The following is a 19,662-nucleotide window of genomic DNA, read 5'->3' on the forward strand; positions in this document are numbered from 1 at the left end:
TATGAAATTAATGCGCAAATTTAAAAATATTGTTATTTCAGCAACAATAATCTTTATATGTTTGATTTTGCTATTTTTTAACTTTAATACAAAAGAACATATAAAAGGCAAAATGAAAATAGGGGTATCTGATGATACCTCTGGTTTTGTGATAAACTACATGACAGAAAAAAATGAATTTGACGGGTTGGAGTTAGATAAGCTTTTGGATATGTACTCTGTTGCAGATTGCTGATCGAGCACTACACAATGGGCTCTGAGTTCAGAGGAAATGGATATGGCAATAATCTGCAAAGATGCAGCCGAGGAGTATATAAAAAATGATACAAACTTTGAAATAATAGCTCCTGTAGTCAAAAATTCGGATATATTCTTGATGGGTACAGATAAACCAAAGCGAATTGGTGTAACTCAAAAGAGGGATTATCAATACAATTTGGTTAGTGAGAACTATAAAGATGCAGAAACTGTTCCACTTATAGGTACAGCACTAGGATATGGTCTTGAGAGCAATTTAGTGGATGGCATTGTAGTAGATATTATGAAATCCCTGAGTTTAAAGGGAGAAAAACTTTCTACAGCAACTAATAGAGAGTATGAAAGTTATGTATTAGTAGTAAGTAAGGAATTTAAACAAAATGACTTATATAAAGACTTTATAAGGCTTTACAATGAGGCAGTTTATGATTTAGAAGATAGAGAGGTCTTTAAAAAGGCCATAGAAAATTATAAGAACGTGGATATTTCAAATAAAGAGATGGAGGAAATAGTAAATTGGAAAGTAAAATTTCTGCCGATAAAAGAATAGCTATTAGGAAAAAGAAAAATTCTAAAAGTCTTCTAGAGAATCTATATAGAATTATTCTTCTAGTAGTTATAGTTACAGTATGGCAATTTGCTGCAATTGAGATAGGAAGTTCATTACTACTTCCTATGCCATTAGATGTTTTTAAAGGTTTTTTAACTTGTGTTACTGACCCTGAAATAGTAAAAAATTTAATGATAACACTTCAAAGGGTTTTAAAAGGATTTTTATGTGCACTTGGAATTGGGTTACCGATAGGTCTTATTATGGGATTTTCAATAACTAGTGAAAAAGTTTTATCTCCTATGATTGACTCTGTAAGACAGGTGCCAATTATGGCATGGGTTCCACTGACAATAGTATGGTTTGGTATAGGAGATGGACCTACAATATTTTTGATCGCATTTGCAGGTGTATTCCCTATAATATTAAATACTATACAAGGGGTTAGAGCTATATCAAAAGATTACTACAATGCTGCGAGAAGCATGGGTGCATCTCCAGTGTCGATTTTCTTTAATGTTATAATACCAGCAGCTCTACCAGATATATTGACAGGTTCGAGACTTGCAATAAGTACTGGTTGGATGTCTGTAATATGAGCGGAGTTCATAGCTACGAGTGCCGGTCTCGGTTACTCTATGGTACAAGCTCAGACTATGATGAGGACTGAGTTATTAGTTGCCCTTATGTGTATGGCAGCTATAATAGGTTTTTTAATAGATTTAATATTAAAATTCGTAAACAAAACTCTTTGTAAATGGAGGTTTGCAGATTAATGAAGCTGGACGTAAAAAATATAAGCAAATCATTTATAAATAATAAAAAACATGTCGAAGTACTCGATGATATAAGTTTAGAAGTAGACCAAGGGGAGTTTATATGCTTGCTTGGTCCTTCTGGATGCGGCAAGACTACACTGCTTACTATCATAGGTGGTTTTCAAAAACCTGAAAGTGGAGAAATTTTAGTAAATGGAAATAAAGTAACAAAACCAGGTATTGATAGAGCTTTTATATTTCAAAACTACGCTTTATTTCCGTGGAAGTCTGTAAGGGATAACGTTTTATATCCGATGAAACAGCAGAAGATTCCAAAAGAGGAAAGAGAAAAAAAGTTAGAAGAACTTATAGAAATGTCAGACTTAAAAGGCAAAGAAAGTATGTATCCTCATCAGCTTTCAGGAGGTATGAAACAGAGAGTTGCAGTTATAAGAGCTTTAGCTTGTAATCCTGAAGTACTTCTTATGGACGAACCTTTGGGTGCTGTCGATCTGAAGATGAGACAAAACCTACAGGAAGAGCTAGAAAAAATATGGTCAGCTAATAGAATTACTGCGGTTATGGTTACACACGATGTCGATGAAGCAGTTTATATGAGTGATAGAGTTGTAATTATGTCGAGAAACAAAGGTGAGATAATAGGTAATATAAAGATTGATATTCCTAGACCGAGAAATAGAGATTGTAATGAGTATGAAAAGTATAAATCACAAGTATCAGAAATACTATCAACTTGTTATGATGTTTAGGGGGGAATTATGAGCGAAGTAGAAAAATATAAAAATTTAGATGATACTCAAAGAGCAATTAGAGTATCCATAATGGATATGATTATTGAAAAAAAACGATGTGTCACGCTTAATGAAGTTGTGAATGTTTTGAGTTCGAAGTTGAGCATAGATAGAGAATATTTGCAAAATACATTGGATAGTTTTATAAAAGAAAACGTACTTGTAGCTGAAGGTGAAAATATCAATTTTATTTATCCTGTATCAGCTTTATCTACAAGCCACAATGTAACTCTTGACGATGGAAGAGAATTTTATGCAATGTGTGCAATAGATGCAATTGGAACATCTTGTACATTTCATCAAAATGTAACAATCAACTCTATGTGCTGTGTAACTGGGCAAGAAATAAAAATTAGAGTTGAGGATGAACAGATAAAGTATGTCAGCAATCCTAATCTAAGGGTTTTACATGTTGACCTAGATAAACACTCAGAATGGGCTGCAAGTTGTTGAAACATAATGAATTTCTTCTGGACGAAGGATGAGTATAAGAGTTGGATAAACATAAATGAAATGAATGATGATGAAGATATTTATTGCTTAGATATACTTGAAGCATTGGATGTAGCATATAAAATATTTAAACTTTAAAAATACGGTACTTCTTATAAAATAAACAATTTATTTTATATGGGGTATCGTATTTTTAAAGTTTAAATATTATTCTTTTGATATGTTATAATTATTTATGCAATAAAAAATAGTATAGTATTTATAATTTTTATTGGGTTATAGGAGAGGATATTATGAAATTTTCAAAATTTAAATATACTAGACCGGATTATAAGGTCATTAAGTCCAAATTTATAGAAATTGTAGATTGTATAGATACATCAAAGTCATATATAAATCAAAAAATACAAATAGAAGAACTAAATAGACTTAGAAATAATATTCAGTCTATGTCTACAATTGTATCGATAAGATACAGTTTGAATACAAGTGATAAATTTTACATAGAAGAAAAAGAGTATTGGGATGAGTACAGCCCAATGTATGAGGAATTAAATTCTATGTTTTACAAAAGCATTGTAAATTCAAAGTACATAGATAAGATTGAAGTAGATTACGGTAAACAATTTTTAAAAATATGTGATTATTCACTTAAGGCATTTTCATCAGAGATAATACCTGAACTAAAAGAAGAAAATAAGCTTTGTTCAAAATATACAAAACTACTTGCTTCTGCTGAGATAAAATTTGATGGACAAATAAAAAATTTATCTGGTTTAAATTCATATATGTATTCTGAAGATAGAAAAATCAGAGAATCTGCTTCAAAAAAATACTACAATTACTTTGAAGAAAGTGAAGATGAATTTGATAATCTGTTTGGCGACCTTGTAAAGGTCAGAGATATGATGGCTAAAAAACTTGGTTTTGACAATTTTGTAGATCTTGGATACCTTAGAATGATGAGAACCGAGTACAATGAAAATATGGTAAAAATATTTAGAGATCAGATAATAACAGATATTGTACCGCTTGCAAATTCACTGTACGAAAGACAAGCGAAGCGTTTGAATTTGGAAAAGTTGGACTACATAGATGAGAACATAGAGTTTACAAATGGGAATGCTAAACCAATAGGAGATGTAGATTATATTTTCAGTTCAGCAAAGAAAATGTACAAAGAAATTTCAGATGAAACAAATGAGTTTTTTAATTATATAATAGAGAATGAGCTTATAGACTACGAAACCAGAGCAAATAAAGGAGCAGGTGGATACTGTACATATATACCAGATCATAAGGCACCTTTTATATTTGCAAATTTTAATTCAACACTCGACGATATAGATGTACTTACTCATGAAGCTGGACATGCGTTCCAACTCTATATGTCTAGATGGATCGAGACACCAGAAATTAATTTCCCAACCCTTGATAGCTGTGAAATACACTCTATGAGTATGGAATTTATAACATGGCCATGGATGGATATGTTTTTTAAAGAAGATAGCGAGAAGTATAAGTTTTCACATCTATCTTCGGCAATTAAGTTTATACCGTACGGAGCACTGGTAGATGAATTTCAACATGAGATTTACAGAAATCCAGATATATCAAAGAATAAGAGAAAAAATATTTGGAGAACATTAGAAAAAAAATACCTACCTCACAGGGATTATAGCACATGTGATTTTTTGGAAAAAGGTGGTTGGTGGTATAAACAGGGGCATATATTTAAAAACCCATTTTACTATATAGACTATGTTTTAGCGCAAGTTTGTGCTTTACAAATGTGGGAAAAGAGTAGAGATAGAAAGTCTGATTATTTATCAGATTATAAAAAAATGTGTGCGGTAGGTGGAAGCAAATCATTTGTTGAGATAATAGAAATCGGTAATTTAAATTCTCCATTTGAAAAAAATGCACTTTCAAAAATTATCAACAGCGTAAAATTGTATTTAGATGCTGTAAATGAAGTGTGCTTTTAATGAAGATGGAGGTAATTAAAAAATAAAATTAATAAATAAAATTAGAAAAATCATTATAATCGATCATTATTTTGAAAATTAATTCATATAACATAGTATGAAAAGTAAGTGATTTCAGTAAATTTCGGAATAAAAAGAAAAAACTTACTTTTTTTGTAAAAAATATGTTGCAATTTGGATTGAATATTTATATACTATTAATTAAAGAGATAGTTAAAAGCTATTAGAAATAATAGTTAAAAACTTATCCAATATATTTTTACTGATTTATATACTAAAACTAAACATACGGTTGAAGCGCACAGGAGACAGCCACATTGTTATGATGGCGACCGAAGGGACAAATCTAATCTGTAAATCCAAAGAGCTTAGATGAAATTCTCAGGTAATAGAAGACTGTACGTGGACGTGGCTCTGAAGAATATTTTAACAGGGAATACAAATTGGATGTTTGTATTTTCTGTTTTTTATTTTAACTTAAACTACATTTCGAAAGAGAGAGTGTATAAATGATCATAATAACAAACAACTCAAAAGTAAAAGAAGAAACTAGTGATGACTTAAATATTCTATATAAAGAAGTTGGTTATATAGAGATACTGAAAATCTGTAGAGATTTAATTCATGAGGGTTTTAATCTTCTTTCACATCCACTATATGGAAGTGTGAAGCCGAATGAAACACCATATAGAACCATAATTTTAAAAAAAGGCAATACGCTCGATGTAAACTCATTAAGTTTGATCGAAGAATCAATAAACACTGCGACAAAATTCCAAAATGACAAAATAACTCCAAATTGGACTGAATCAGTAAAAGATGATTTTAGAGTGATAGACTTTGATATATTTTACAATACAGTTCAAAGAATCAATTATGTATAGCATTAGATAGTAATTAGAAAAACAAGAAATATTTAAAAGAATAGTTAAAATGCCTAATTAAACTTTAATAAGTTGGAATTTTCTGAGAAAAGAAAGTTTTAAATTAAAAAATGAGAGAATAAGGTCTTATTTCTTATACCCAAAAATGTTAAAAAATAGACAAAATATTTAACAATAGATTTTTGTTAAAAATTAATCGAAAATGTTAAAAAATAGTCAAAAACTAATTTAGTTAATTAAAATCAATTAATATAAAACAAAATGGGAGGAATATAATATGGAAAACGTTTATGACTTAGTAATAATAGGCGCAGGTCCAGCGGGATTGTCAGCAGGATTATATGGATCTAGAGCAAAACTTAATACTTTGATCATCGAAAAAGATAAAACTGGTGGGCAAATAGTTATTACCCATGAAGTTGCAAACTATCCTGGATCTGTAAGGGAAGCAACAGGGCCATCACTAGTTGCAAGAATGGTTGAACAGTGTGATGAATTTGGAGCAAAGAGAGTAAAGGATACTATAGAATCAGTTGAACTCGACGGAGAAATAAAAGTTTTAAAAGGTCAAAAAGATGAATATAAAGCAAAAGCTGTAATCATTGCAACTGGAGCATCTCCAAGAAAAATGGGTTGCCCTGGCGAGAAAGAACTTACTGGAAAAGGTGTTTCTTACTGCGCTACATGCGACGCTGACTTCTTTGAAGACTTTGAAGTGTTTGTTGTAGGTGGAGGAGACAGTGCTCTTGAAGAAGCAATGTATCTAACAAAATTTGCAAGAAAAGTAACTGTGGTCCATAGAAGACAAGGATTCAGATGTGCTAAGAGTGTATTAGAAAAAGCCCAAGCAAATCCAAAGATTGAGTTTTTACTAGATACAGTAGTTGAAGAAGTTAAAGGCGACGGATTACTAGAATCTATAGTATTTAAAAACAAAATCACTGGAGAAACTCACGAGTACTTTGCAGACGAAGAAGATGGAACAATGGGATTATTTGTTTTCGTAGGCCTAATTTCTCAGACAGATGTATTTAAAGGCAAAGTGAACATGAATGAGCAAGGTTATATAATAACTGACCAAGACATGAAGACTGATATAGAAGGTGTATTTGCAGCTGGAGATGTTAGAGAAAAATCACTAAGACAGGTTGTTACAGCAACTGGAGATGGATCAATAGCTGCAGTAGTTGCAGAGAAATATATAGATGAAAAATTCCCAGAATAGTATCAGACAAACTGAACATTGTTTTGGGCTTAAAATAAAAAATTAAAAAAAATAAGGGGGAAATAATATGTTATCACTAGATAAAGAAACTTTTGAAACTGAAGTATTAAATTCTGAAGAGGTAGTATTTGTAGATTTCTGGAGCGAAGGTTGTGAACCATGTAAAGCATTACTTCCAGATATTGAAAAGCTGTCTGAAACTTATGGAGATAAAATAAAATTCTGCAAGATGGATACTACAAAAGCAAGAAGATTAGCTATAAAACAAAAGGTATTAGGGCTTCCTACTCTAGCTATATACAAAGGCGGAGAAAAAGTAGACGAGGTTACTAAAGACGATGCAACAGTACCTAATATAGAAGAAATGATCAAAAAATACGTATAGTAAATACAATATAAAGGATTTGCACTATAAATTAAACAACTAACAAAGGTATAAATTTGACACAGGTCAGATGTATATATAAATCTAAATATTAGGAGGTGCAGTATGCGTCTTGAATTAGGTAAGATCAATATTAAAGATGTTCAATTTGGTGATGAGACAAAAGTAGTAGATGGTGTTTTATTCATCAACAAGGAAGAGATGCTACAAGAAATTGGTGGGGATGAGCATATAAAATCAATTGATATCGAATTAGCCCGCCCAGGTGAAAGTGTAAGAATAACACCAGTAAAAGATGTAATTGAACCTAGAGTTAAGGTCGAAGGAAATGGTGGAATTTTCCCGGGAATTATATCTAAAGTAGATACTGTTGGAGAAGGTAGAACTCATGCGCTTAAAGGTGTAGCTGTAGTAACTACTGGTAAAATAGTTGGATTCCAAGAGGGTATCGTAGATATGACTGGAGAAGGTGCAAAATACACTCCATTCTCTAAACTTAACAATGTTGTTGTTATAGCTGAGCCAGTTGATGGTTTAAAACAACACAACCACGAGTACGCTGTTAGAATGATAGGATTTAAAGCGGCTACTTACTTAGGAAAAGTTGCTAAAGAGCTTACTCCAGATGAAGTATCTACTTATGAAACTAAACCACTGCTTGAGCAAATAAGTGAATACCCAGATCTTCCAAAAGTAGGATATGTTTATATGCTTCAAACTCAAGGATTACTTCACGACACTTATGTTTACGGAGTAGATGCAAAACAAATAGTTCCAACAATTTTGTATCCAACTGAAATAATGGATGGTGCTGTTGTAAGTGGTAACTGTGTTTCTGCTTGTGACAAGAACCCAAGTTATGTTCACTTAAACAATGGAGTTGTAGAAGAACTTTATGCTAAACATGGTAAAGAAATAAACTTTATGGGTGTAATAATCACTAATGAAAATGTTTACCTAGCTGATAAAGAAAGATCTTCAAACTGGACTTCTAAGTTATGTAAATACCTAGGTTTAGATGCTGTTATAGTATCTCAAGAAGGTTTCGGAAACCCTGATACTGACCTTATCATGAACTGTAAAAAAATAGAAAATCAAGGTGTTAAAACTGTAATCGTTACAGATGAATACGCTGGTAGAGATGGTGCTTCTCAATCACTTGCAGATGCAGATGCAAAAGCAGATGCTGTTGTAACTGGTGGGAATGCCAACCAAGTTGTAGTTTTACCTAAACTTGATAAAGTTATAGGTCACTTAGATGTAGTAGAAGTAATAGCTGGTGGAGCTGACGGAAGTTTAAAAGATGATGGAACTATCGAAGTTGAAATACAAGCTATAACTGGAGCTACAAACGAAACTGGATTTGGACATTTAACGTCAAAAGGATTCTAGACAATAGATAAAATATAAATTAATAATAAAAATATAAGTAAAATAAAAGAAAATATAAATAAATTAAGAACTGTAAGTGAAATGAGAAAAAATATAAATTAGGAGGAATATTATGAGCTTATTGACTAATAAGAAGGTCCTTATAATAGGTGATCGTGACGGAATACCTGGACCTGCGATTGATGAGTGTGTAAAAACAGTAGAAGGGGCAGAGATAATATTTTCATCGACTGAATGTTTTGTCTGAACGGCTGCTGGGGCTATGGACTTAGAAAACCAAAAAAGAGTTAAAGACGCTTCTGATAAATTCGGAGCTGAGAACTTAGTGGTTTTACTAGGTGCTGCTGAAGCCGAAGCTGCAGGTCTTGCAGCTGAAACAGTAACTGCTGGGGATCCAACATTCGCTGGACCACTTGCTGGAGTTGATTTAGGACTTAGCGTTTACCATGTTGTTGAGCCAGAAATGAAAGAGTTATTTGATGAAGAAGTTTATGAAGATCAAGTAGGAATGATGGAGATGGTTTTAGAAGTTGATGAGATTGCGGGTGAAATGAAAGAAATAAGAGATGAATTCTGCAAATTCAACAACTAAAATAAAATCTAAAGGGGTGAAATCGTATGGAAAAGCTTAGAGTAGTTCATTATGTAAATCAGTTCTTTGCTGGTATTGGTGGAGAAGAAAAGGCTGATACAAAGCCTCACATAGCTGAGACTTTACCGCCAATAAGTATGCAACTTAATAAAAACTTAGGCGATGAATTTGAAATAGTTGGAACGGTTGTATGCGGAGACAGTTATTTTAATGAAAACATAGACGAAGCAGGCGAAGAAGTTCTAGGAATGATAAAAGGATTCAAGCCAGATCTTTTCATAGCAGGTCCTGCTTTTAACGCTGGTAGATACGGAGTTGCGGCTGGAACAATAACTAAAGTTGTTCAAGAAGCATTAAATATACCATGTGTTACAGGAATGTATATAGAAAACCCAGGTGCAGATATGTTTAAGAAGGATGTATATATAGTAGAAACTTCTGACTCTGCAGCAGGAATGAGGAAAGCGCTTCCTAAGTTAGCTAAATTTGCTATTAAGTATTCTAAAGGAGAAGAAATCGGATCTCCTAAAGAAGAAGGATATATGCCAAGAGGAATAAGAGTTAACTTCTTCCATGAAGATAGAGGATCTAAGAGAGCGGTTGATATGCTTATCAAAAAAATCAAGGGAGAGGCATTTGAAACTGAATATCCAATGCCAGATTTCGATAGAGTTGATCCAAATCCTGCAGTTATAGATATTACAAAAGCGACAATAGCTTTAGTAACATCTGGTGGTATAGTTCCAAAAGGAAACCCTGATAGAATAGAGTCTTCATCAGCTTCTAAGTATGGTTCTTACTCAATCGCTGGAGTAGAAAACCTTACAGAAGAAACTTACGAAACAGCACACGGTGGTTTTGACCCTGTTTACTGTAATATAGACTCAGATAGAGTTTTACCAGTTGATGTTCTAAGAGACTTAGAAAAAGAGGGAGCTATAGGTAAACTATATGAAACTTTCTTCTCAACGGTTGGTAATGGTACAGCAGTTGCAAGTGCGAAAAAATACGCATCTGAAATAGGTGCAAAATTAAAAGCTGATGGTGTAGATGCAGTAATCTTAACTTCTACGTGAGGCACTTGTACTCGTTGCGGTGCAACGATGGTCAAAGAAATAGAGAGAGCGGGTATACCTGTTGTACACATGTGTACAGTAGTTCCAATCTCACTTACAGTTGGAGCAAACAGAATAGTTCCAACTATTGCAATACCTCATCCACTAGGAAATCCAGCTTTAGAGCCAGATGAAGAAAAGGCTTTAAGAAGAGGATTAGTAGAAAAAGCATTAAAAGCATTGACTACAGAAGTTGATGGTCAAACAGTATTTGAAGACTAGAAATACACGCTGTAAATTATAATGTCACATCATATAAATACTTAACTATATACTATCCAATCTGTGGATTTCACGGGTGTTCTATCCGTGGAATCCACAACAATATGAGAACAAAAAATCTTTGGGGGTGCGAATAAATGACTTTTCCAGTATTAAAAGGTGCAGGCTACATACTTGTCCATACTCCGGATATGATAGTTCAAAACGGAACTACATGCTCTGTTGAAAGACAGACACATCCAGATTCAGAATTTTTAAAAGAAGTAGGCAAACACATCAGATCTTACGATGAAGTAGTAAATTACATGCCAAATCAAGTTTATATAGGAAACAACAGACCAGAAGATTTAAAAGATTTAGAAATGCCTTGGTGTAACCAAAAAATCGAGGGAAAAAGAAATGGTAAGTTTGGGGAAATAATGCCTCAAGATGAATTTTTAGCATTTATGCAAATATGTGATGCTTTTGATCTTGTTAAGTTATCAGAAAGCTTTGTAAATGAAGTAAAACCTAAAATTGAAAATAACTACCCAGAAATTGCTCCATTCTTTGGAAAAATAAAGGGAGACGATATAGAAGACGGAAAAGCTCTTATAGAAGAACATATAGCTGAGGGGTTGTACCACAACGGTGAACTTGTAGGATATATAAAAAGAGCTCATGATGTAGATATAAACCTAAACGCTCACACTATGTTTGAAAACTTAGTTGTTAAAGCATCAGGTGTTTTATCTGCTATTCATGCAATTAGACACTGTGAAATAGACGCTAATGATATAGATTATGTTATAGAGTGTTCAGAAGAAGCTTGTGGAGATATGAATCAAAGAGGTGGAGGAAACTTTGCAAAATCAATAGCTGAAATAGCAGGTTTCCAAAATGCCACTGGTTCTGATACAAGAGGTTTCTGTGCAGCTCCGACACATGCTCTTATTCAAGCAGCAGCGCTTGTTAAATCTGGAGTTCATAAGAATGTTATGATAGTTGCTGGTGGTGCTAGTGCTAAACTTGGAATGAACTCAAAAGACCATATCAAAAAAGATCTTCCAGTTCTAGAAGATGTAGTTGGTGGATTTGCGGTACTTGTATCTGAAAATGATGGAATTAATCCAATTATAAGAACTGACTTAACAGGAAAACATACTGTTGGAACAGGATCATCTCCTCAAGCAGTTATGACTTCTCTTATTACTTCAGGACTTGATAGAGCGGATCTAAAGATTCCTGATGTAGATGTATACTCAGTTGAAATGCAAAACCCTGATATAACAAAACCTGCAGGAGCTGGAGATGTTCCAGAGGCAAACTACAAGATGATAGGTGCACTTGCAGTTAAACGTGGAGATATGGAGAAAAAAGATCTAAAAGATTTCGTATCTAAGTGCGGGTTACCTGGATGGGCTCCAACTCAAGGACATATACCATCAGGAGTTCCATATGCTGGCTTTGCAATAGATGATATGACTACTGGCGATAAAAATAGAGCTATGATAGTTGGTAAAGGAAGCTTGTTCTTAGGAAGAATGACTAATTTATTTGATGGAGTTTCTGTAATTATAGAAAGAAATACAGGAGTTACAGAAGACGCTACAAGTGGTGTATCTAAGGATGAAATTAAGAAGATAATTGCTGAATCCATGAAAAAATTAGCATTAGATATGATGGAAGAATAGGGGTGATTATATGTCTAAAAAAGTAATTGCAGATGTATTCTTAGAAGTAGCTAATGCAATAGAAAGTGGAGAATTTGGCGAAAAGGTTAAAATAGGTATAACAACTCTAGGTAGTGAGCACGGAGTTAAAAACATAGTTGATGGTGCTGAACTTGCTGCCTCTGGATTGTTTGATATAGTTTTAATTGGGCCAAAATACGATACTGACTTAGAAATAGTTGAAGTAAATGATGAATCAGATATGCACTCTAAAATGGAGGAGCTCCTTGACTCAGGATATATAGATGCGTGTGTTACAATGCACTACAATTTCCCAATAGGAGTTTCTACAGTAGGAAGGGTAATTACTCCTGCTAAGGGTAAAGAAATGATACTTGCAACTACAACAGGTACTAGTGCTACTAATAGGATAGAAGCTATGATTAGAAATGCTATATACGGTATTTCAACTGCAAAATCAATAGGAATTAAGAATCCTACAGTTGGTATCTTAAATGTTGATGGAGCAAGACAAGTTGAAAAAGGCCTTAAAGAACTTAAAGATAATGGATATGATATAGAGTTTGCAGATTCTATAAGAGCCGATGGCGGATGTGTAATGAGAGGTAATGACTTACTTGTTGGAGCTCCAGACGTTATGGTAACGGATACATTATCAGGAAATATATTTATGAAGATATTTTCTTCATTTAACACTGGTGGAGATTTTGAGGCTCAAGGATATGGATATGGTCCGGGTGTTGGAGAAAATTATGATAGAAGAGTTTTAATTCTTTCTAGAGCATCTGGTTCTCCAGTTGTTGCCAATGCTTTAAATTACGCTTATGATGTAGTAAAAGGTTCAGTAAATAAAGTTGCTAAAGATGAATTTTCAAAAGCTAAAAAAGCTAAATTTGATGATGTTATCTCATCTCTGACTAAAAAAGAGTCTAAAGTTGATTCAGTGGAAGTAAAAATGCCTAACAAAGAAGTAGTAACATACCAAATAAATGGTATTGATATAATGGATCTAGAAGATGCTGTTTCTGAATTGTGGAAGAGTGGAATCTACGCTGAGAGTGGAATGGGATGTACTGGGCCAATAGTACTGGTAAATGAAAATAAGGGCGGTGTATCAATAGACACCCTTATCAAAGCTGGATACACTGCCAATTAATATTGGTAAAAAAGCTTGCTAAAAAATTTATAATATAGAATTTAATGCTATAAAATTCATACTATTAGAGAAATGGACTCTTAATTAAGTTTAAGAGTCCGTTTCTTTATGGTTTTATAGATAAATTAAAAGCTTGAATTCATTTGCTTGTATATCTTGTGAAGTTTAACACCTAAAGAAATCCTCTCATAAAATTCAATTGTTGAATCCTCAAGGCCTAAAAGAGACTTAACTTTAAGAACTCTGTATCTAACTGTGTTTTCGTGCTGATATATGTGCTGAGCGGTTTTTTTATAATCTCCGCAACATTCAACAAAGCTGATAAGCGTATGTAATAAATCTTTATTATGATTTTTATCGTATTGTATTATTGGAACAATTGTATTGTTGTATATGGATTTTATAACGGTAGTGTCTTTGAATGATAGTAACAATGAGAATGACCCCAGATTACCGTAGAATACAATAGAATCACTTTTTATAGTGCGAGATGTACAGCTTAAAACAGCCTGAGATATTGATTCTTGGATGTCTATTAAGTTTATTGAATTGTTGCTAATACCGACTATGTAGTCTTTAATATTGGATTTTATTAGCTCTAAATAGTAATTTACATATGAGGTAATTTTACTATCAGTCATATTGTTGTAAGACAAAATTATTATTATACCATTTTTGTACGGTATACAAAAATTTTGTTTTGATTCATTAACAGTGTTTCTAAAATGCTTGGAAAATTTAAAGTTAGGATCATTTGAGTAACAGTAGATGGTAGTTACATATCCTAAAAAATGAGGATTTATTTCATTGATTATTTTATTTATTTCAAGAGTATCTTTTGTTTTTATTAAGTTTATCAACTGCATTTCATGAATAATATTTCTCTGATCTTCAACCATTAAAAGGTATACGCTTTTCATAATATCTCCATAAGATACTGAGTAGTCTATCGTGAGAATAGGAAAGTTGATTTTATTGCAATGTTCGGCCATTTCTTCGCTAAAGTATTCAAGGTATTCGCTAGTTATACAAAGACAACTGCACTTTCTAGAATTTAAAAAGTCAATTGCAAAAATCGCTTCATCATAGTCGTCTTTCCAAAAATAGAAGTTGGAAACGAAAAAATCCCCTTCTTTGAGTACTATCAGATCCCTCTCAATTTGTATGGGACAATCAAAAACCGATACTCTGTTTACAATACGATTAAGGCCATCTTTACCAGCTAATACTTTTGTATTTCTGAACAAGTCAAGCTGCAATACATCTTTTACTGTAATTGACATAATTAAGCCTCCGAATATATTTAATTATAAACCAACCTATAATTATATTCTATCAAATAATAAAGTAGAATGATATATTTTTGTAAAAATTACCAAAAAAACAAGAATTAATTAAAAAAATAACAAAACAATTGAAATGATTATGTAATAAAATTATATTAAGGGGTAGAACTATAGCAATTATCTATGATAGAGGAGGATTAAATATGAAGTTAGAAATTGGGCAATTTTATGTTAAAAAAATCACTTTCGGTGAGAAAACGTTTTTTAATAATGGAGAACTTACCCTAAATAAAGAAGATCTTCTAGATTTTGTTAAAAAAGATGAGAGGATAACAGAGGCTGATATTCATATCGTCAAACCTGGAGATTTGGTGAGAATTTGTCCTGTAAAAGAAGCAATTGAGCCTAGGATAAAACTAGATGGATCACCTCTATTTCCCGGTTATATAGGTGATGTAGTTCCTTGTGGTAGCGGAAAGACGCATGCACTGAAGGATTGTAGTGTTTTAGTTGTAGGTAAACACTGGGGAGGATTTCAGGATGGTTTAATAGATATGGGGGGCGAAGGTGCTAAATACACTTATTTCTCTAAGCTAAACAACATTGTGTTAGTAGCTGATACAAATGAAGATTTCGAAAAGCAAGAACAACAAAAGAAAAACGATGCGCTTAGAAGAGCTGGGCATAAATTGGCAGAGTACATTGCAAATTGTGTTAAGGATTTAACTCCAGAGGATATAGAAATCTTTGAACTTGATCCAGTTACAAAGAGAAATGATGACACAAACAAACTTCCTAGTGTAGTTTTAGTTATGCAGGGTCAATCGCAGATGGAGGAGTCTGGTTACAATGATTTGGTGTATGGATGGGATATGAATCACTTTGTACCTACTTTTTTACATCCAAATGAGATATTAGATGGTGCGCTTATTTCAGGTAGTTTTATGCCTTGCTCATCAAAATGGTCTACTTATGATATACAAAACACGCCAGTTTTAAAGAGTTTATATAGAGAGCACGGTAAAACTTTAAACTTCTTAGGGGTAATTCTATCTAACCTAAATGTATCACTAGAACAAAAAGAAAGATCGGCAATTTTTGTAGCTCAGATAGCTAAATCACTAGGAGCTGATGGAGCTATAGTAACTGAAGAAGGATATGGAAATCCAGATGCAGACTTTGTTGGCTGTATAGTTGCTCTTGAAGATGTGGGAGTAAAAGTTGTGGGTCTTTCAAATGAATGTACTGGAAGAGACGGAAACTCACAACCATTTGTAACGTTAGATCAAAAGCTAGATGCAATAGTATCGTGTGGGAATGTTTCAGAACTTGTAGAGCTTCCTGCTATGCAAATTGTACTTGGAGAACTAGAGTCTTTAGGCAGAGATGGTTTTGCCGGCGGCTGGGCTAGCGATGAAGTGCTAGGACCTTCAGTTAGAGAAGATGGTTCAATAATAATGGAAAACAACTCAATGTTCTGTGGGGATCAAGTTTTAGGATGGTCTACAAAGACAATGAAAGAATTCTAATAGAATAGGAGGGAATTTTATGAAAAAAGCAGTACTATACTTAAATCAGTTTTTTGGTCAAATAGGTGGAGAAGACAAGGCTGATTTTGAGCCAGAAATTAGAGAAGGCCTAGTTGGACCAGGCTTACAGTTAGATAAGTTGTTGGATAATACAGAGATAACTTACACAATAATTTGTGGAGATAACTTTATGGGATCAAATACGGATGAAGCTGTAGATAGAGTACTAGGATTTCTAGAGGATAAGGAGTTTGACATCTTCTTTGCAGGTCCAGCATTTCAAGCAGGTAGATACGGCGTTGCATGTGGGCAGATATGTAAAGCTGTGAAGGATAAATTTGGAGTAGAAGTAATAACATCAATGCACGAAGAAAATCCTGGTGTAGAAATGTTCAAAAAAGAAATGTATATACTTAAGGGTGGAAATAGCGCCGGAAAAATGAGAAAAGATTTATCTAGTATGGCCAGCCTTGGAAATAAAATACTAAATGTTCAAAAAGTGCTAGATGCAGAGACTGAAGGAATATTTGAAAGAGGTAAAAGACATCAGGTTTGGAGAGAAGACAATGTGATGGCGGCTGATAGAGCAGTAGATATGATTGTAAAAAAACTTACAGGTCAGAACTTTGTATCTGAGTTAGAGATACCTATTATAGAGAAGGTAGATATAGCACATGCTGTAAAAGATATCAGTAGTGCAAACGTTGCACTCGTTACAACTGGCGGAATAGTACCAGTCGATAATCCAGATAGAATTCAATCTGCATCTGCGACAAGATGGGGAAGATACAATATATCAAACATGGATGATTTAAAATCTGGTGTATTTAAAACCATTCATGCTGGATTTGACCCAGCTGTTGCAAATGGGGATCCAGATGTAATAACTCCTATAGATGCGTTAAAAGAACATGAAAAAAGAGGTAATATCGGAAAACTACATGAATACTTTTATTCAACAGTTGGTACTGGAACAACTCAAGGTGAAGCGGTTAAAATGGCAAATGAGATGATTCCATATCTTAAAGATGCAAACGTCAATGCAATAATACTGGTTTCTACGTGAGGTACTTGTACTCGTTGCGGCGCAACGATGGTTAGAGAATTTGAAAAAGCGGGATTCCCGATTGTGCAAATGTGTAACTTAGTTCCTGTTGCTAAAACAGTCGGCGCAAATAGGATAGTAACTACAGTATCAATACCATATCCTATGGGAGACCCAACAAAGTCAAAAGAAGAGCAGTACAAACTTAGATATGATATAATTCAAACGGCTTTAGATGCACTTACGACTGAAATTGATGAGCAGACTGTATTCAAGTACAATTAGTATTTGGATATCATTAGTTATACAAATAAAGGGTCATATATCTATACAAAAATATGATTCTAATATAAATAATATTATATTATCTATTATTAGAATATCATAATAATAGATTTGACCCTTAAATAGGAGGGGTTAGTATGGCAAAGAGCAATGATAAGAGTTTAAAAGCTGATAACAGAGTATTTTATACTTCGCTGATTGTTATAATACCTATATGTTTGTGGGCGATATTATCTAGTGAAAGTTTTACTAATGCTGTAAATTCAGCGTTTAATTTCTTCACGAGTAGATTTTCATGGTTGTATTTACTGTCTATGTTAATTTTTGTTGGTTTTGCTTTATGGCTTGCATTTAGTAAATTCGGAAATATTAAACTTGGGGCAAATGATTCAAAACCAGATTATAAGACTAGCTCTTGGTTTGCGTTATTGTTTGGATCGGGAATGGGAATAGGATTAGTGTTTTGGGGAGCTGCGGAGCCTATATCACACTTTCTATATCCAAAAGCAGGTATTGATCCGACAAGTGCAGAGGCAGCAGCATTTGCTATGAAATCTTCATTTCTACATTGGGGAATTCATCCATGGGCTGCATACAGTATAATTGGATTATCGCTAGCATATTTTCAGTTTAGAAAGGGTAAATCAGGTCTAATAAGTAATCTATTTGAGCCATTAATAGGGGACAGGGTCCACGGACTTCTTGGAGTAGTAATAGATACTCTAGCTGTATTTGCAACTGTAGCGGGAATAGCAACATCTTTAGGACTTGGAACACTTCAAATTAACAGTGGTCTTAGTTATATTTTCAATATAGAAAACACAATTAGATCACAGCTTATAATAATAGCTATAACAACAGTAATATTTATATGGACGGCAGTATCTGGAATAGATAAAGGAATGAAAATTTTATCTGATATAAATTTAGCGACTGCTGCTATAGTAACAGTAGTAGTACTATTGATCGGACCAACTATACAAATTATAAATGGATTTGTAGGAGGACTAGGAGGATATCTGCAAAATATTTTTGCTGATAGTATGAATATTAGTGCTTATGGAGACAACACTTGGGCAGGTAAGTGGACGATATTTTATTGGGCGTGGTGGATTGCATGGGCGCCATTTGTAGGGACTTTTATAGCTAGAATATCAAAAGGAAGAACAATAAGAGAGTTTGTTTTCGGAGTAATGATAGCACCAGCTATTGCTTCATTTATATTTTTCTCAGTATTTGGAACACTAGGAATAGATCTATTTATGAAAGGAACAGTAACAGGCCCCCAATTAGCTGATATGACTAAGGATATATCTATAACACTGTTCTCGGTATTATCTCACTATAGCTTAGGAACAATAATATCATTAGTTGCTATATTCTTACTGTTAACATTCTTCGTAACATCTGCAAATTCAGCAACATTTGTGCTAGGGATGTTTACGTCAAATGGGGACTTAAATCCATCAAATAAAAGAAAAATAATCCTAGGAATAACTCAATCGCTTTTAGCTATAAGTTTACTTTTAACTGGAGGATTAGAGGCTCTACAGACAGCATCTCTTTTAGCAGCATTTCCGTTTATTTTTATAATGTTTTTCGCATGTGTATCTCTGTTTAAGTCACTTAAAGAAGAAGATCTAAATGCAGTAAACGAGCAGATGTTAAAAGACAAGGCTTTAAAACGTAAAGAAGCGCAATTTTAAGAAATACAATTTAAAAAGTATAATAAGCAAAAGAAATTGTAGAGGTTAAATTAAAGATTGATTAATATCTTTAGTATATTTATAGAAGACTGCCTAAAAAACTGGGCAGTCTTTTTATTTATTAGGAATTAAAAGCTAGTTAAATATACAGATATAGAAGTCAGAATCTATACTATGTATATATTATAGAAACAAATTTAGAAAGTTTAATCTATATTTATATGGATGTATAAAGGAAGGCCTATAGACATATATGGGTATATAAGATTTCACAAAAAAGAATAATTCATAAAAAAGAATATTTTACAAAAAAATAGTGAGCATCTAGCAATGCCCACCATAACAAAC

The 19,662-nt window shown here is 33.2% G+C and carries 17 protein-coding genes and 1 riboswitch; of the genes, 16 read left to right on the top strand and 1 reads right to left on the bottom strand.

Features of this window, described 5'->3' with window-relative positions; translation table 11 throughout:
- Position 1 precedes the first annotated feature (1 nt).
- The 13 genes from saoB (at position 2) to grdD (ending at position 13,463) form a co-directional block, all read left to right on the top strand.
- Positions 2 to 808, top strand: a complete 807-nt coding sequence (saoB, locus tag J2Z43_RS00745; RefSeq protein WP_349817853.1) for an ABC transporter substrate-binding (seleno)protein SaoB — start codon at positions 2 to 4, stop codon at positions 806 to 808.
- Positions 775 to 1,584: an ABC transporter permease subunit SaoP gene (gene saoP, locus J2Z43_RS00750; protein ID WP_268828374.1), complete on the top strand. Its 810-nt coding sequence runs from the start codon at positions 775 to 777 to the stop codon at positions 1,582 to 1,584. The genes saoB and saoP overlap by 34 nt, the downstream gene beginning before the upstream one ends.
- Positions 1,584 to 2,336, top strand: coding sequence for an ABC transporter ATP-binding protein SaoA (gene saoA, locus J2Z43_RS00760; protein ID WP_209455411.1), 753 nt, complete (start codon positions 1,584 to 1,586; stop codon positions 2,334 to 2,336). Before saoP ends, saoA begins: the two co-directional genes overlap by 1 nt.
- Before the next feature lie 9 nt (positions 2,337 to 2,345).
- The gene (saoL, locus tag J2Z43_RS00765; RefSeq protein ID WP_268828375.1) at positions 2,346 to 2,969 is read left to right on the top strand and encodes a MerB-like organometallic lyase SaoL; all 624 of its coding nucleotides are present in this window, start codon (positions 2,346 to 2,348) and stop codon (positions 2,967 to 2,969) included.
- A gap of 155 nt (positions 2,970 to 3,124) precedes the next feature.
- Positions 3,125 to 4,819 (top strand): M3 family oligoendopeptidase, encoded by a 1,695-nt coding sequence (locus J2Z43_RS00770; RefSeq protein ID WP_209455413.1) that lies wholly within the window; start codon positions 3,125 to 3,127, stop codon positions 4,817 to 4,819.
- A 292-nt stretch (positions 4,820 to 5,111) separates the two neighbouring features.
- A riboswitch (glycine riboswitch) is annotated at positions 5,112 to 5,228 on the top strand.
- A 100-nt stretch (positions 5,229 to 5,328) separates the two neighbouring features.
- Entirely contained in the window at positions 5,329 to 5,703 is a 375-nt protein-coding gene (locus J2Z43_RS00775; RefSeq protein WP_209455414.1) for a GrdX family protein, read from the top strand.
- A gap of 277 nt (positions 5,704 to 5,980) precedes the next feature.
- Complete coding sequence (gene trxB / locus J2Z43_RS00780) at positions 5,981 to 6,928, top strand: thioredoxin-disulfide reductase (protein WP_209455415.1); 948 nt, start codon at positions 5,981 to 5,983, stop codon at positions 6,926 to 6,928.
- Positions 6,929 to 6,995: 67 nt separating this feature from the next.
- Positions 6,996 to 7,313 carry a thioredoxin TrxA gene (trxA, locus tag J2Z43_RS00785; RefSeq protein WP_027702348.1) on the top strand — a complete coding sequence of 106 codons (318 nt, stop codon included), beginning with the start codon at positions 6,996 to 6,998 and terminating at the stop codon, positions 7,311 to 7,313.
- Positions 7,314 to 7,418: 105 nt separating this feature from the next.
- Positions 7,419 to 8,705 carry a glycine/sarcosine/betaine reductase component B subunit gene (locus J2Z43_RS00790; protein ID WP_027702347.1) on the top strand — a complete coding sequence of 429 codons (1,287 nt, stop codon included), beginning with the start codon at positions 7,419 to 7,421 and terminating at the stop codon, positions 8,703 to 8,705.
- A gap of 112 nt (positions 8,706 to 8,817) precedes the next feature.
- Entirely contained in the window at positions 8,818 to 9,297 is a 480-nt protein-coding gene (gene grdA, locus J2Z43_RS00795) for a glycine/sarcosine/betaine reductase complex selenoprotein A (RefSeq protein WP_209455416.1), read from the top strand.
- A gap of 26 nt (positions 9,298 to 9,323) precedes the next feature.
- Entirely contained in the window at positions 9,324 to 10,634 is a 1,311-nt protein-coding gene (gene grdB / locus J2Z43_RS00800) for a glycine reductase complex selenoprotein B (RefSeq protein WP_209455417.1), read from the top strand.
- Positions 10,635 to 10,771: 137 nt separating this feature from the next.
- Entirely contained in the window at positions 10,772 to 12,307 is a 1,536-nt protein-coding gene (gene grdC, locus J2Z43_RS00805; RefSeq protein ID WP_209455418.1) for a glycine/sarcosine/betaine reductase complex component C subunit beta, read from the top strand.
- 10 nt (positions 12,308 to 12,317) lie between these two features.
- Positions 12,318 to 13,463 (top strand): glycine/sarcosine/betaine reductase complex component C subunit alpha, encoded by a 1,146-nt coding sequence (gene grdD / locus J2Z43_RS00810; protein WP_209455419.1) that lies wholly within the window; start codon positions 12,318 to 12,320, stop codon positions 13,461 to 13,463.
- A 125-nt stretch (positions 13,464 to 13,588) separates the two neighbouring features.
- Here the strand turns inward: grdD and J2Z43_RS00815 are convergent, their stop codons facing one another.
- Positions 13,589 to 14,746, bottom strand: a complete 1,158-nt coding sequence (locus J2Z43_RS00815) for a PucR family transcriptional regulator (RefSeq protein WP_209455420.1) — start codon at positions 14,744 to 14,746, stop codon at positions 13,589 to 13,591.
- Positions 14,747 to 14,952: 206 nt separating this feature from the next.
- Between J2Z43_RS00815 and J2Z43_RS00820 the strand changes: the two genes are divergently transcribed.
- The 3 genes from J2Z43_RS00820 (at position 14,953) to J2Z43_RS00830 (ending at position 19,314) form a co-directional block, all read left to right on the top strand.
- On the top strand, positions 14,953 to 16,278 hold the full coding sequence (locus J2Z43_RS00820; protein WP_209455421.1) for a glycine/sarcosine/betaine reductase component B subunit: 1,326 nt from the start codon (positions 14,953 to 14,955) through the stop codon (positions 16,276 to 16,278).
- Positions 16,279 to 16,297: 19 nt separating this feature from the next.
- A complete protein-coding gene (gene grdH / locus J2Z43_RS00825) occupies positions 16,298 to 17,608 on the top strand; it encodes a betaine reductase selenoprotein B (RefSeq protein WP_209455422.1) in 1,311 nt (436 codons plus the stop codon).
- A 137-nt stretch (positions 17,609 to 17,745) separates the two neighbouring features.
- On the top strand, positions 17,746 to 19,314 hold the full coding sequence (locus J2Z43_RS00830; RefSeq protein ID WP_209455423.1) for a BCCT family transporter: 1,569 nt from the start codon (positions 17,746 to 17,748) through the stop codon (positions 19,312 to 19,314).
- Positions 19,315 to 19,662: the final 348 nt, after the last annotated feature.

The sequence above is a fragment of the Metaclostridioides mangenotii genome (assembly GCF_017873185.1).
GTDB lineage: Bacteria > Bacillota > Clostridia > Peptostreptococcales > Peptostreptococcaceae > Metaclostridioides > Metaclostridioides mangenotii.

What these genes read in the sequence shown, in the direction of transcription:
- saoA (WP_209455411.1), top strand. Translation starts at nt 1,584, where the DNA reads ATGAAGCTGGACGTAAAAAATATAAGCAAATCATTTATAAATAATAAA.
- J2Z43_RS00770 (WP_209455413.1), top strand. Translation starts at nt 3,125, where the DNA reads ATGAAATTTTCAAAATTTAAATATACTAGACCGGATTATAAGGTCATT.
- J2Z43_RS00775 (WP_209455414.1), top strand. Translation starts at nt 5,329, where the DNA reads ATGATCATAATAACAAACAACTCAAAAGTAAAAGAAGAAACTAGTGAT.
- trxB (WP_209455415.1), top strand. Translation starts at nt 5,981, where the DNA reads ATGGAAAACGTTTATGACTTAGTAATAATAGGCGCAGGTCCAGCGGGA.
- trxA (WP_027702348.1), top strand. Translation starts at nt 6,996, where the DNA reads ATGTTATCACTAGATAAAGAAACTTTTGAAACTGAAGTATTAAATTCT.
- J2Z43_RS00790 (WP_027702347.1), top strand. Translation starts at nt 7,419, where the DNA reads ATGCGTCTTGAATTAGGTAAGATCAATATTAAAGATGTTCAATTTGGT.
- grdC (WP_209455418.1), top strand. Translation starts at nt 10,772, where the DNA reads ATGACTTTTCCAGTATTAAAAGGTGCAGGCTACATACTTGTCCATACT.
- grdD (WP_209455419.1), top strand. Translation starts at nt 12,318, where the DNA reads ATGTCTAAAAAAGTAATTGCAGATGTATTCTTAGAAGTAGCTAATGCA.
- J2Z43_RS00815 (WP_209455420.1), bottom strand. Translation starts at nt 14,746, where the DNA reads ATGTCAATTACAGTAAAAGATGTATTGCAGCTTGACTTGTTCAGAAAT.
- J2Z43_RS00820 (WP_209455421.1), top strand. Translation starts at nt 14,953, where the DNA reads ATGAAGTTAGAAATTGGGCAATTTTATGTTAAAAAAATCACTTTCGGT.
- J2Z43_RS00830 (WP_209455423.1), top strand. Translation starts at nt 17,746, where the DNA reads ATGGCAAAGAGCAATGATAAGAGTTTAAAAGCTGATAACAGAGTATTT.